10 protein-coding genes and 5 pseudogenes are annotated in these 13,003 nt (G+C 63.7%); 10 read left to right on the forward strand and 5 right to left on the reverse strand.

Going from position 1 to position 13,003, the window contains the following annotated elements:
• Positions 1-219: 219 nt before the first annotated feature.
• The 4 genes and pseudogenes from BVER_RS21880 to BVER_RS21895 form a co-directional block, all read right to left on the reverse strand.
• Positions 220-1,455 carry a multifunctional CCA addition/repair protein gene (locus BVER_RS21880; RefSeq protein ID WP_050455072.1) on the reverse strand — a complete coding sequence of 412 codons (1,236 nt, stop codon included), beginning with the start codon at positions 1,453-1,455 and terminating at the stop codon, positions 220-222.
• Positions 1,452-2,075, reverse strand: coding sequence for a glutathione S-transferase family protein (locus BVER_RS21885; protein WP_050455073.1), 624 nt, complete (start codon positions 2,073-2,075; stop codon positions 1,452-1,454). The genes BVER_RS21880 and BVER_RS21885 overlap by 4 nt, the downstream gene beginning before the upstream one ends.
• A gap of 15 nt (positions 2,076-2,090) precedes the next feature.
• A pseudogene (locus BVER_RS35310) lies at positions 2,091-3,045 on the reverse strand (complex I NDUFA9 subunit family protein).
• Between the two features lie 134 nt (positions 3,046-3,179).
• Positions 3,180-5,144 (reverse strand): lytic transglycosylase domain-containing protein, encoded by a 1,965-nt coding sequence (locus BVER_RS21895; RefSeq protein ID WP_050455074.1) that lies wholly within the window; start codon positions 5,142-5,144, stop codon positions 3,180-3,182.
• 85 nt (positions 5,145-5,229) lie between these two features.
• Here BVER_RS21895 and BVER_RS21900 point away from each other — a divergent pair, with 85 nt between their 5' ends.
• A complete protein-coding gene (locus BVER_RS21900) occupies positions 5,230-5,805 on the forward strand; it encodes a 5-formyltetrahydrofolate cyclo-ligase (RefSeq protein ID WP_050455075.1) in 576 nt (191 codons plus the stop codon).
• A gap of 6 nt (positions 5,806-5,811) precedes the next feature.
• On the opposite strand, the gene BVER_RS21905 is transcribed toward BVER_RS21900, so the two are convergent.
• On the reverse strand, positions 5,812-6,324 hold the full coding sequence (locus tag BVER_RS21905; protein WP_050455076.1) for a winged helix DNA-binding protein: 513 nt from the start codon (positions 6,322-6,324) through the stop codon (positions 5,812-5,814).
• A gap of 174 nt (positions 6,325-6,498) precedes the next feature.
• Between BVER_RS21905 and pxpB the strand changes: the two genes are divergently transcribed.
• The 9 genes and pseudogenes from pxpB to BVER_RS21950 form a co-directional block, all read left to right on the forward strand.
• Complete coding sequence (gene pxpB, locus BVER_RS21910; RefSeq protein ID WP_050455077.1) at positions 6,499-7,143, forward strand: 5-oxoprolinase subunit PxpB; 645 nt, start codon at positions 6,499-6,501, stop codon at positions 7,141-7,143.
• Complete coding sequence (locus BVER_RS21915; RefSeq protein ID WP_050455078.1) at positions 7,140-8,171, forward strand: 5-oxoprolinase subunit C family protein; 1,032 nt, start codon at positions 7,140-7,142, stop codon at positions 8,169-8,171. Before pxpB ends, BVER_RS21915 begins: the two co-directional genes overlap by 4 nt.
• 28 nt (positions 8,172-8,199) lie before the next feature.
• Positions 8,200-8,930, forward strand: a pseudogene (gene pxpA, locus BVER_RS21920) (5-oxoprolinase subunit PxpA).
• Positions 8,931-9,082: 152 nt separating this feature from the next.
• Positions 9,083-9,790, forward strand: coding sequence for a DUF969 domain-containing protein (locus BVER_RS21925; protein ID WP_050455079.1), 708 nt, complete (start codon positions 9,083-9,085; stop codon positions 9,788-9,790).
• Between the two features lie 8 nt (positions 9,791-9,798).
• Positions 9,799-10,738 (forward strand): annotated as a pseudogene (locus BVER_RS21930) (DUF979 domain-containing protein).
• Positions 10,739-11,149: 411 nt separating this feature from the next.
• On the forward strand, positions 11,150-11,572 hold the full coding sequence (locus BVER_RS36540; RefSeq protein ID WP_198155326.1) for a hypothetical protein: 423 nt from the start codon (positions 11,150-11,152) through the stop codon (positions 11,570-11,572).
• Complete coding sequence (locus BVER_RS36545; protein WP_050455081.1) at positions 11,569-11,835, forward strand: Rossmann-fold NAD(P)-binding domain-containing protein; 267 nt, start codon at positions 11,569-11,571, stop codon at positions 11,833-11,835. Before BVER_RS36540 ends, BVER_RS36545 begins: the two co-directional genes overlap by 4 nt.
• A gap of 21 nt (positions 11,836-11,856) precedes the next feature.
• Positions 11,857-12,582 (forward strand): annotated as a pseudogene (locus tag BVER_RS36550) (exopolysaccharide biosynthesis polyprenyl glycosylphosphotransferase); the annotation flags it as partial.
• 33 nt (positions 12,583-12,615) lie between these two features.
• A pseudogene (locus tag BVER_RS21950) lies at positions 12,616-13,003 on the forward strand (polysaccharide biosynthesis tyrosine autokinase); the annotation flags it as partial.

A 13,003-nucleotide genomic window follows, 5' to 3' on the forward strand; every position in this document is an offset into this window, starting at 1 on the left:
CGCGTCGCCACTCGATATGACAAACTCGCCCACAGCTACCTCACCTTTGTCTCCATCGTGTCTGCCTTCGGGCCGCTCTTAAATGTAAACAGGACCTAGGATCGGCCAAGCGGCTTTCTTTGGTCACGTTCTTTGCCGCCGCAAAGAACGTGACCCCTCCGCCGGGGAGGCGGTTACTGCAAAACAAAGCACGACAAGAGAACCATCGCACCAACACACTTAAGCCAGCCCCAAACCCCGCACAGCCAAAACCCTCGCATCATGCACCGCATCCTTAATCCTGGAAGGCTGATCAGCAAACTGCTGTGCCACAGCGCCAGCATCAACAGACCGCGCCGCAACCAAAGCCTCCCGCAAACGCTCAGCCTGCGGATAAGCCTGCCCCTCAAGCCCCAACCGCCCACGAGCATCCGCAAGACAAGCCTGCAACGCTTCAGCAAACCGCGCCGGTTTACGCAACGCATCGCAGCGCTCAAAAAGTCGCACGAGCGCCGCCGCGCCCATCTCCATCACGCGATGAATATTCCCATGCTCCCGCGCGACGAGCACCGCCAGATCGCGACACTCGTTCGGCACGCGCAAGCGCTCGCATAACGGCTTCAACAGATCGACGCTGCGCCACTCGTGCCCGATATGTCGCGGCAACACATCCTCGGGCGTCGTCGCCTTGCCGAGATCGTGCGTCAGCGCGGCGAACCGCACCGGTAGCGCGAAGCCCTGCGATGCCGCGTAATCGACCACCATCATCACGTGCACGCCGGTATCGACTTCCGGGTGATAGTCCGCGCGCTGCGGCACGCCCCAGAGCGCATCGACTTCGGGAAGAATCCGCGCGAGCGCGCCGCACGCGCGCAGCACCTCGAACATGCGCGACGGCTTCTTCTCCATCAACCCGCGCGAGACTTCCTGCCACACGCGTTCGGGGACGAGCGCATCGACTTCGTCGGCGGCGACCATCTTCTTCATCAACTCGGCGGTCTCGGGCGCGACATCGAAGTCCGCGAAACGCGCGGCGAATCGCGCCAGCCGCAGAATCCGCACCGGATCTTCGATAAACGCATCGCCGACATGGCGAAACAGCTTCTTCGCGAGATCGCCGCGCCCATCGAACGGATCGATCACCGGCCCGACGAGCTGGCCGCTCGGATCGACTTCGCGCGCCATCGCGTTGATGGTGAGGTCGCGGCGCGTCAAATCCTCCTCGAGCGTCACGTCCGGCGAATAGTAGAACTGAAAGCCGTGATACCCCGCCGCCGTCTTGCGCTCGGTGCGCGCGAGCGCGTATTCCTCGTGCGTCTGCGGATGCAGAAACACCGGAAAATCCTTGCCCACCGGACGATACCCCTGCGCCACCATCTGCTCCGGCGTCGCGCCGACAACCACGTAATCGCGATCTACCACGGGCACGCCGAGCAACTCGTCGCGGATCGCGCCGCCGACAGCGTAGATGTTCATCGCGCGACTTCCTGCTTTGCGCCGTCGATCCATTCGGCCACCGCCGGCGATGCGGTCACGCGCTCCGCATACGCGCGCGACGTCGCGCTCAACTCGGGCGCGTACGTGTTGAAGCGCATGACGACCGGCGCGTACATCGCATCGGCAATCGAGAATTCGCCGAACAGAAACGGGCCGCCCGACTTCGCGAGACATTCGCCCCAGATCGCTTCGATGCGCGCGATGTTCGCAAGCGTCTCCGGCGTCGCGCCCTTGCCTGGCGCGTGCGTGCAAATCTCCATCGGCATGTTCTGACGCAAGTCGCCGAAGCCCGAATGCATCTCGGCGCTCACGCTGCGGGCGCGCGCACGGTCGCTCGCGTCGCGCGGCCACATCGCATGCTGCGAGTAGGACTCGGCAACGGTTTCCATGATCGCGAGCGAATCCCACACGGCATCGCCCGCATCGGTGACGAGACACGGCACCTTGCCCGACGGCGACACGCGCGCGAGTTGCGCCCGCGAATCCGGCGCATACAGGTTGATCAGCACTTCTTCGAACGGCATGCCGAAGTGCTTCAGCAGCACCCACGGCCGCATGGACCAGGACGAGAAGTTCTTGTCACCGATGGCGAGTTTCATGCCACTCCAGAAAAATCAACGATGCGCCGTAGCGCGAAAAGCATTGAACCGCGAGCGCGGTGAATTGCCCGTGAGATAAAGCGGCGCGATCGCCTCCACGCTCGCCGGCTCGCCGATGCCCAACTCCGGCGCAAGCGGTCCGCTGGCGATATTCGGCGTCTTCATCGAATCGAGATTGTCGCGCGAAATGAGCGGCTCGCCGGGCGCCATTTCCATCGTCATCGCCTGCAGACGGCCGAGGCTCTCCGGCAGTTTGACGATGCGCGCGTGCTTACCGATCGCCGCGCCCGAAAAGCGCACGAGTTCCGCGAGCGTGTAGACGTGCGGACCGGCGAGTTCGTAGGTCATCCCGTTGGCGGCATCGAGATCGAGCACGTTGACGATCGCCTTCGCGACATCGCCGACGAAGACCGGCTGGAACTGCGCGTCGGCGCAGGCGAGCGGAATCACCGGGAACATGCGTTCGAGAAACGCGAACTGATTCAGCAGATTGTCCTCGGGACCGAACACGACGGAACTGCGGAAGATCGTCCAGTCGAGCCCGGAATCGCGAATCGCCTTTTCGCCGTCGCCGCGCGAGCGCAGATACATGCTCGGGCCGTCCGAATCCGCGCCGATCGCGCTCATGTTGACGAGCCGCCGCACGCCTTTCGCCTCGCACGCCGCCACGATCTTGCGCGGCAATTCGATGCGCCTTCGCGAATTCCGGCCCGTACGGATCGCCGCGCCGCCCTTGCAGAATGCCGACGAGATTCACGACCGCGTCCGCCTGTTCGACGAAGGCGGCCAGTTGCAGGGGATCGTGTACGTCGCATTCGACGACATCGATCGGCAACAACGTGAGATGCGCCGCGTTCGCGCGCCGTCGCGTGGCGATGCGCACGTGCTTACCGAGCTCGACGAGCGCGTTGACGAGATGACTGCCGATGAAACCCGAACCGCCGATGAGCGCTACCTGTTGATGTCGCATATTGGCCTCCTTCGCGTTCTGGACTGCGGCTGCGTGTCCATGAGCCGGGCGCGGATATGAAAACGCCCGCGCATCTGTTCGACGAAAGCCGAAGGATGCGCGGGCGCGACCGGTACGCTCAGTGCGTCATCCAATCATGGCGCGATATAACCCAGACGCGCCTTCAACGATTGCGGACGGCCTTCGAACAGCGCGGCGTAATACACGGTGTTCGACAGCACGTTCTTCACGTAATCGCGGGTTTCGGCGAACGGGATGGTTTCAGCAAAAATCGCGCCCTCGACTGGCGCGCGCAAATCCTGTCGCCACTGACGCGGCCTACCCGGACCGGCGTTGTAACCGGCGGTGGCGAGCACGGGCGATTGATCGAATTGATTGTAGACCATCGCCAGGTAATTCGTGCCGAGCAGGATATTAGTGTTGATGTCGTTCATCTGCGCGCGCGACACCGGCCCGAGACCGATCTTCTTCGCGACGAGTTGCGCCGTGCCGGGCATCAGCTGCATGAGACCGCCCGCGCCCACTTCCGACTTCGCGTTGATGATGAAACGCGACTCCTGACGAATCAGCCCGTACGCCCATTCGACATCGAGGTCCGTGTTCTTGGCGTCGCGTTCGACGATATCGCGGAACGGCGAAAGATAGCGCAGCGTGAAGTCATGCTCGCTCTTGGTTTTGTCGGCCGTGTTCACCGTGCGATCGAGCAGCTCGATGCGCTTCGCATACTGCGCGGCGGCGAGCAGCTGACGATCGGTCATCGTGCGCAGCGGCCAGTTCCATTCGCGATTGCCTTCCAGACGCATGTTCAGCGCGTAGAAACGCTGCGACAGCGCGAAGCCCGGCACGCTCTGCATCTGCGCGATTTCGGCATCGGTCACGGTCGTGCGTTGCGGCACGGTGATCTTCTGGCCGAGTTCCTCGAGCGCGAGCTGGCCGTAGAAGTTGTACTGATCCGAAATGCTCTGGAATTCCTGATTCGCGGTCGCGGCGTCGCCCGCCTGCTTGACCGCGCGCGCGTGCCAGTAGACCCACGACGCCTGGCTGCGCAGCGACGGCGGCATCTGCTCGATGGACCAGCGCACCATGTTCCAGTCGCCCGCGAGCAAGGCGTTGCGCGTGCGCCATTCGTAAGCGGGATTCGACAGCGTGGCGTTCGCCGACAGCCGATACCAGTCCGCCGCCGACGGCATGCGCTTGATCGCCGCCTGATAGCCGATGGCGCCCCAGCCGATCGCGCGTTCCTGCGCGGTCAGACTCGGCGCGACCGAGGTGAACGTCGCCGCCGCCATCGCCGGATCGTTGCGCGCCATGCGCACGATCGACAGCAGCGTGAGCTGATGCGCCGGCGTGTTCGGCATGACGCCGCGCGCGAGATACAGCGGCGGCTTGTTGACGGCGTTGTCGAGCAATTCGGGCTTCGGCTTCTCCTGACCGAGCGCCTCGACGATATTCAGGCCGGTCGTCGTGTAGTTCTGCTCGTAGGCGAGGCGAATCTGTTGCCAGATGTCGTCGGTGGTGAACTGACCGGATTCCGCCAGCGCGCCGATCAGATCGACGCAGCCGTCGCCGTACCATTTCGGATCGACGAGCAGCGCGCGTGCCGCATCGGCGACATTCTCGCCCTTCGACATGCGCGCTTCGAGCGCGTAGCACTTCACCTGCGTGTCGTCGTTGAGCACGAAACGCGGATATTGCAGCAGGAAGTTCTTCCAGTCGTGACGGCTGCCGAGCACGACCAGATAATCGTTGCGCAGACGATCGGCGATAGCCTGACCGTCGTACCGCTGCAGGAACGACAGCACCGGCTCGTCGGGCGCGTCGATGCGCGCGTGGCCTTGCGAATCGAACAGTTGCGGCTTGATCGTGAAATATTCGACGTAGCTCGGCGCCGGATAATTCGGAATCTGCGCGGCGAGCGCGGCGGCCTTGCCGGCATCGTTGGCGCGCGCGGCGTCGCGAAGCTGAAGGAAGATGCGATCGTCCGGCGACGGAGAATCGGCGTCAGGCGGAACGGCACCGGCCGTACCGCACGCGACGAGCGATATCGCGGCAAGTGCGGAGATGGCCGCAAGATATACTCGATTAAGGCGTTTTGACATCGTTATTACAGAAGTGCGAATGAAGTGCAATTGGGTCCTATGATCGGTCCAAAGGATAGCATGCAACGTTTGCCGTCAAACTAATATGCAGACTAAAAACGATCCGAAACGTGCCCTGCGCGCGACGCTGCTCGCGAGCCGCGAAGCACACAACGAACATCCCGCGCGCGCCGCGCTGAACGAGGTGCTCGCCGCGCGGCTGGCCGAGGTCATCGATCGCTACGAGGTGTCGTGCGTGGGTTTCTACTGGCCGGTCGCGGGCGAATTCGATGCGCGCGCCGTGCTCACACAATGGCTGGCGGCGGATGCATCGCGATCGGCGGCGTTGCCGATCGTCGTGCAGCCGCATGCGCCGATGGTCTTTCACGCGTGGCACGCGCAATCGGCGATGAAAACCGGCCGCTACCGCATTCCCGTTCCGGAAGATGAAACGGTCGTGGTGCCCGAACTGCTGCTGATTCCGTGCGTCGGCTTCGATGCGGACCGTTTCCGGCTCGGCTACGGCGGCGGCTACTACGACCGCACGCTCGCCGCGTGGCCGGACGCGAAGAAGCCGGTGACGATCGGCATCGCGTTCGAAGCGGGCAAGTGCGACGCGCTGCCGCGCGAGGCGCACGATGTGCCGCTGGATGGGATCGTGACGGAAGAGAAAACGTACTGAACGCGCTTAAAGCGACGCCGCCGCCCGCGCCGCCGTATCGTACAAACCAGACGCATTGCGCATCAACTGCGCGGCCTCGCCGATCTGCTCGTTGGTGAGGCCGCTTTCCTGCAGCGTGGTCATCAGGCAGGTCTCGCGCACCTCGCGATACTTCGCGCACAATTCGCGTCCCGCCGGTGTCGCGGAAAAGAACACTTCCTTGCCGGTTTTTTCGCTCTTCACGTAGCCACGCGCGACGAGTTTCTTCAGCGCATACGTGGCGACGTGCGTGTCCTCTATATTCAGAACGAAGCAGATATCGGCGAGCTTCTTCTTGCGGTCACGATGGCTCACGTGATGCAGCAGCGACACCTCCACCGCCGTCATGTCCTTCGCGCCCGCCGCCGACATGCAGCGCACCATCCAGCGGTTGAACGCGTTGCTCACCATGATGAGGCCGTATTCGAACTCCGACAGCTCCGCGCTGGTTTCGGACACGAGATGCTCGGACGAGACGATCTTGTTAGGGTGACGCGTCATGGCGATGATCGATAAAAGGTGCGGTCGAGTGTAGCGCGACGATATCCGGCCACGCGTTTTTCTGCCGATCTGCAACACTCCAGACAAACGCGAATAGATAATTTATTGACAATATAACATTGAGTCGCGGTTTGGGAACTTTCTTTTCCGTCCGCGCCAAGTGCAAACAGACGCATGACAAGACCACGCATCCATCCGTTGGGCGACACCGCGCTCGTGTGCGAATCGGCGCCGCCCGCCACGCTCGACTGCCAGCGCCGCATCTGGGCGCTGGCTGAATCCGCGCGCCTGATGCCGCACGTCGTCGAAGTGGTGCCGGGCATGAACAATCTGACGATCGTCTTCGATCCGCTGCACGCCGATTACGACGCCCTCGCCGCGCAGCTCGAAGCCGGCTGGGACGCCGCCGCCGCGAGCGACGAAGGCGGCGCGGAGATCGAAATCCCCGTGCATTACGACGGCCCCGATCTCGCCGATGTCGCGAAACACACCGGTTTGCGCATCGACGAGGTGGTGAAGCGGCATACGCAGGGCAAGTACATCGTGTTCTTTCTCGGCTTTCAGCCGGGCTTCGCCTATCTCGGCGGACTCGACGAATCGCTGCACACGCCGCGTCGCGCGGAGCCGCGCCTCGAAGTGCCGGCGGGCGCGGTCGACATCGGCGGCGCGCAGACGGGGATTTATCCGGCGGCATCGCCCGGTGGCTGGCAATTGCTCGGGCGCACCGAGGTGAAGCTGTTCGATCCGTCGCGCAATCCGCCGACGCTGATGCAACCCGGCGACCGCGTGCGCTTCACGGCAGTCGAGGTGCGCGCATGATCGACGTGATTCGCGCGGGGCTGCTGACCTCGGTGCAGGACCTCGGACGCCACGGCTACCGGCATCTCGGCGTGAGTTCGGGCGGCGCGCTCGATGCGCTGTCGCTCGAGATCGGCAACCGCATCGTCGGCAATAAGCCGGATGCGGCGGGCATCGAAGTGACGTTCGGGCCGACCGTGCTGCGTTTCAAGCACGCGACGCGCGTCGCCATCACGGGCGTCGATTTCGGCGCGACGCTCGACGACCGTCCGGTCTATTCGTGGTGGAGCCTGCCGGTGCGCGCCGGGCAGGAACTGACGCTGCGCGCCGCCAAGCGCGGCATGCGCTGTTACGTGGCGATCGCGGGCGGCATCGACGTTCTGCCGATGCTCGGCTCGCGCAGCACCGATCTCGGCTCGGGCTTCGGTGGCCTCGGCGGACGCGCGCTGCGCGACGGCGATCGCCTGCCGGTCGGCGTGCCGCAGCCGCACAAGGGCATCGCGTTTTCGGCGGAAGAACCGGCCTTCGGCGTGAAAGCGCCCGTGTGGTGCAAGTTCGTGCTCGTCGACGAACCCGTGCGGCGCGGCCGTCACGCGCCGACTCTCGCGTGGGCGGTGCCGATCCGCGTGCGGCGCGGCCCGGAATATGCAAGCTTCACCGACGAGGCGCAGCGCGCGTTCTGGGATCAGGAATGGACCATCACGCCGAACAGCAACCGGATGGGCTTCCGCCTCGCGGGCGCGACGCTCGAACGCCGCGAGAAACACGATCTGCTGTCGCACGCCGTGCTGCCCGGCACGATCCAGGTGCCGCCGAACGGCCAGCCGATCGTGCTGATGGGCGACGCGCAGAGCACCGGCGGTTATCCGAAGATCGGCGCGGTGATCAAGGCGGATCTGTGGAAGCTCGCGCAAGTGCGATTAAACGGCGGCGTGCGCTTCGTCGAAACATCGGTGGAAGAAGCGCGGCATGCGCTCGCGGAAGAACGGCAGTACGTCGCGCAGGTGGAAACGGCGATCGCGATGCACGAAGAACGCATCGGACGATGACAACGACCCTCTATATAGAAGCGAAATCATGCAAATCGATCTGAACGCCGATCTCGGCGAAGGCTGCGGCACCGACGAAGCGCTGCTCGATCTCGTCAGCTCGGCGAATATCGCGTGCGGCTGGCACGCGGGCGGCGCCACCGCGATGCGCGAATGCGTGCGCTGGACCGTGCAGAAAGGCGTCGCGATCGGCGCGCATCCGAGCTTCAACGATCCGGAGAACTTCGGCCGCAAGGAAATGGATTTGCCGCCGGAGGAAATCTACGCGGGCGTGCTGTATCAACTGGGCGCGCTGTCGGCTATCGCGCTGGCGGAAGGCGGACGTATCGCGCATGTGAAGCCGCACGGCGCGCTGTACAACCAGGCCGCGAAGACGCCCGAAATCGCCGATGCAATCTGCTCCGCGATCCACGACTTCGATCCGTCGCTGCTGGTGTTCGGTCTTGCCAACAGCGGTCTCGTCGATGCCGCGCGCCGCGCCGGTCTCCTGGCCGTGGAGGAAGTGTTCGCGGATCGCGGCTATCGCGCCGATGGGTCGCTGGTGCCGCGCAAGGAACCCGGCGCGCTGCTCGACGATGAAAACGTCGTGCTCGACCGCACGCTCGCGATGGTTCGCGAGCAGGCCGTATCGGGCGAATGGGTGCCGCCCAACCGATCTGCCTGCACGGCGATGGTGCGCACGCGCTGGCGTTTGCCCGGCGCATTCGCGATGCACTGAACGATGCGGGCATCGACGTCCGCGCCGCCCGCGCCGCCTGAATCGTAAAAATGCATGTTCCAACGCCTCGCCGACATCGGGGCGTTTTAGCAAACAAGTCGCAAATAAGGACTAAACAAGCGGCCACAGAGCCGCACGCAGTAAAACCACGCGCCCGGTTCGAGGCGTGTAGCCTGTTTCGTTTGGAGAACTTATGGGAACCGCAGTCAACCTATGGCCGCTGATCGGGGTGGCCGTCATCATCGTGGGCTTCGTGCTGCGCTTCAATCCGATGCTGATCGTCGCGGCTGCGGCGATCATCACCGGATTCGCGGCGCATTTTCCGGTCGAGAAGATTCTGACCGCCATCGGCAGCGGCTTTCTGAAGACGCGCAACATTCCGCTCATCATTTTGTTGCCGCTCGCGGTGATCGGCCTGCTTGAACGGCACGGCTTGCGCGAGCGCGCGCAGATGTGGATTTCTAACATCAAGGCGGCGACGGCGGGACGTCTGCTGATCGTCTATCTGTTCGTGCGCGAGTTGACGGCGGCAGTCGGCCTGACGGGACTCGGCGGCCATCCGCAGATGGTGCGTCCGCTGCTCGCGCCGATGGCCGAAGGCGCGACCGAAGCGCGTTACGGCAAGCTCAGCGACGCGACGCGCTTCAAGCTGCGCGCGTATTCGGCGGCGACCGACAACGTCGGCCTGTTCTTCGGCGAGGACATTTTCGTCGCGTTCAGCGCGATCGTGCTGATGACCACGTTCCTGAAGGAAGCGGGCATCGTCGTCGAACCGATGCATGTCGCCGTGTGGGGCATTCCGACGGCAATCTGCGCGTTCCTGATCCACGGCTTCCGCCTGTGGCTGCTCGACCGCCAACTCGCGTGCGACCTCGACGCGCTGACCCGCCACGCCGCCTGAGACAAAGCATGACGCTGACGATCAACTATCTGTTCTATCTGGTCGGCATCGTGCTCGTGGTCGTCGCGGGCATGATTCTCACGGACAAGTCGCATCCGCGCCGTCTGACGGCGGGCGGCTTCTGGCTGATCTATGCGCTGATCTTTCTGATCGGCGACTGGATTCCGGTGCAGGTCGTGGGCGTGCTGGTCGTGGCGATGGCGCTGATCGCGGGCTTCGGCGGCGTCACCGGCGCGAAGCCGAAGATGCTCTCCGAAGAGACGCGCCGGCAGACCGCCAAACGGCTCGGCAACAAGCTGTTCGTGCCCGCGCTGACGATTCCCGTCGTCACCGTGATCCTGACGCTCGGCGCGAAGTATCTGATCTTCGGCGGCGTGCCGCTGATCGAGCTGAAGAACGTGACGCTGATCGGCTTCGGCATCGGCTGCGTGGTGGCGCTGGCGATCGCCTGCGTGATGACGCGCGATACCGTCGGCCAGTCGATGCGCGAAACGCGCCGCCTGATCGACGCGCTCTCGTGGGCCGCCGTGCTGCCGCAGATGCTCGGCATGCTCGGCCTCGTCTTCTCGGACGCGGGCGTCGGCAAGGCAGTCGCGTACGTCACGACGGCTTACGTGGCTCGTCGCGGTGGCGGTGTACGTGCTCGGCATGGCGCTTTTCACGATGGTGATGGGCAACGGTTTCGCCGCGTTCCCGGTGATGACCGGCGGCGGCGTGCCGATCCTCGTCGGCGTATTCCACGGCAACCCGGCGACGATGGCCGCGATCGGCATGTTCTCCGGCTACTGCGGCACGCTGATGACGCCGATGGCCGCGAACTTCAATATCGTGCCGGCCGCTTTGTTGGAATTGCCGGATAAAAACGCGGTGATTAAAACGCAAGTGCCGACGGCATTGTCGTTGTTAATCGTTAATGTGTCTTTGTTGAATTGGTTGATGTTTATCTGAGGCGGGTTATTTCGCATGCCGCAATACCGGCGCGGCAATCAATCCAGACGGGTTGATTGCCGCGTTGCCGTTTCCCTCCCCGCACGACTGTAAAAAAGCGACGATGACGCGCTACTGCGTCCATCCGTCCCACGCCTGAGCTGTACACAACGGCTTTTTAACCACTCGTAACAACATTTAATTTCGTAAACGCCGATTTAGGACATTCCCTATTTCCGCTGCTCGGCCGTTTGGCGAGACTTTGCCTCCCGATCAAGTGGCCGTTTAGCGCAACTGAGTGAAACGGCAAATCTGGTACCGATCGTCCTCTGGCAAGCCTCTCATGCGCATCGCATAAGTTTCCCGGACTGGTGATCGGCGTTTGTATTTCCGAAGTCACCGAGGGAACCGGGTACGTTCTGCGCCACAAGCGTGGCCGCGCGCCTGGGGAGCCTTTGCCGGTCCGTCATGCGATTGCCGACTTTTTCTGCCTTGACCCATGCGTCATCGTTCCGCGACGCGCTGCTTCGCCTTGCCGAAACGCTCGTCGTGACGGGAAGCGCGTTCGTTGCGCATCGATGGTTCGGCGCCGTCGAAGACCCGGCTCGCGACACCGCGGCGGCGGCATTCGCGGCGCTGCTCGCGTGGAGCATGACGTTTCCGAGCGGCAGCCGTCCCTTCGCGCCGCGCTGGACGATCTTGCGCGATGTGCTGCAGCCCGCCCTCGCGTGGATCGCCATCGAAGCCGTGGCCACCGGCGCGGCCCGCATCCTGTTTCCCGCCCACGAAGTATCGTCGACGCACTTCACTTCCTGGGCCGCTTTGAGCGCGGTCGGCGTGATCGTCTGCCGGTGATTTCGCGTGCCAACCGCTTGCGCGGGGCGCATACGCGCTCCGTGGCGGTCGTGGGCGGCGCGCGGCATTGCGCGCTGATCATGCGGACGATCGGCAGCATGCGCGATTCCGTGTACCGGATCGACGCGCACTTCGAAACCGATCTCGAATCCACCGCGCCGGACGATGCGCTCGCCCGCTTCCGCGACGTCGACGCCTTCGCTTCGCATGTGCGGGCCGAACGCATCGATGAACTGTGGCTGACCTTGCCGCTGACGCATTAACCGACGCTGCTGCGTTTTCTCGACCTGTTCCGCAAGGATCTGATCGATATCAGCCTGATCCCGGATCTGGCCGGCCTCGCGCGCTTTCACGGCGACGAACCAGGCTATGAATCGACCTTCGCGATCAATCTGGTCGCGGTGCGGCTGACCGCGCGCGCCCGCGCGATCAAGGCGATCTTCGATCGCGTGTTCGCGGCCTGTGCGGTGCTGGCCTTTTCGCCGCTGCTGTTGGCCGTCGCGGTGGCGGTGAAGCTGTCGTCGCCGGGACCCGTGCTGTTCCGCCAGCTGCGGCGCGGCGCGAATGGCAAGCCGTTCGAGATCTACAAATTCCGCACGATGCACGTCCACGCCGCGGACGAAGGCGTGATCGTGCAGGCGACCCAGGGCGATGCGCGCATCACGCGCGTCGGCGCGTTTTTGCGTCGAACGAGCCTGGACGAATTGCCGCAATTCTTCAACGTGCTGCAAGGCGACATGTCCGTCGTCGGGCCGCGGCCGCATGCGATCTAGCACGACGCGCTCTATCAGGACATCGTCGACGACTACATCCATCGCTATCGCATCAAGCCGGGCATCACCGGTTGGGCGCAGGTCAACGGTCTGCGCGGCGAAACCGATTCCGTCGAAAAAATGCAGCGCCGCGTCGAACACGACCTTTATTACCTCAGCAACTGGTCCTTTGCGCTCGATCTGCGGATCGTGTGCGCGACCGTCGTGCGGGGTTTCGTTCATCACAACGCGTATTGACGCGCAGGAAATCGCGCCGCCAGCGCCGTGAACATGATCGCGACGCTCTACGTCCAACGTAACGTCGAGCGTAAATCGGCGCAGGCGCAACAGATGCTGAGTTTCCTTGGCGATCAATTGCCGCAACTACGCGCGGATCTCGACCGGGCTGAGGGTCGTTACAACGCGTTTCGCGCCCAGCATGGAGCAATCGACCTCGAAGAGCAGAGCAAGCTGCTACTCCAGACGGTCGTCGACAATCGCTCGAAGCTCACCGAATTGGAGCAGCAGCGAAACGATCTGGCCCAGCGTTACACCGACATGCATCCGTCTGTCCGCGCGATCGATGCGCGAATCGCCGAGCTGCACAGTCAGGCCAGTGAATTCGACAAGCAAATCGGCGCACTGCCGAGCGTACCCAACGGGTGCTCCCCCCTCACGC

The organism is Candidatus Burkholderia verschuerenii, assembly GCF_001189365.1.
Lineage (GTDB): Bacteria > Pseudomonadota > Gammaproteobacteria > Burkholderiales > Burkholderiaceae > Caballeronia > Caballeronia verschuerenii.

What these genes read in the sequence shown, in the direction of transcription:
- BVER_RS21880 (WP_050455072.1), bottom strand. Translation starts at nt 1,455, where the DNA reads ATGAACATCTACGCTGTCGGCGGCGCGATCCGCGACGAGTTGCTCGGC.
- BVER_RS21885 (WP_050455073.1), bottom strand. Translation starts at nt 2,075, where the DNA reads ATGAAACTCGCCATCGGTGACAAGAACTTCTCGTCCTGGTCCATGCGG.
- BVER_RS21895 (WP_050455074.1), bottom strand. Translation starts at nt 5,144, where the DNA reads ATGTCAAAACGCCTTAATCGAGTATATCTTGCGGCCATCTCCGCACTT.
- BVER_RS21900 (WP_050455075.1), top strand. Translation starts at nt 5,230, where the DNA reads ATGCAGACTAAAAACGATCCGAAACGTGCCCTGCGCGCGACGCTGCTC.
- BVER_RS21905 (WP_050455076.1), bottom strand. Translation starts at nt 6,324, where the DNA reads ATGACGCGTCACCCTAACAAGATCGTCTCGTCCGAGCATCTCGTGTCC.
- pxpB (WP_050455077.1), top strand. Translation starts at nt 6,499, where the DNA reads ATGACAAGACCACGCATCCATCCGTTGGGCGACACCGCGCTCGTGTGC.
- BVER_RS21915 (WP_050455078.1), top strand. Translation starts at nt 7,140, where the DNA reads ATGATCGACGTGATTCGCGCGGGGCTGCTGACCTCGGTGCAGGACCTC.
- BVER_RS21925 (WP_050455079.1), top strand. Translation starts at nt 9,083, where the DNA reads ATGGGAACCGCAGTCAACCTATGGCCGCTGATCGGGGTGGCCGTCATC.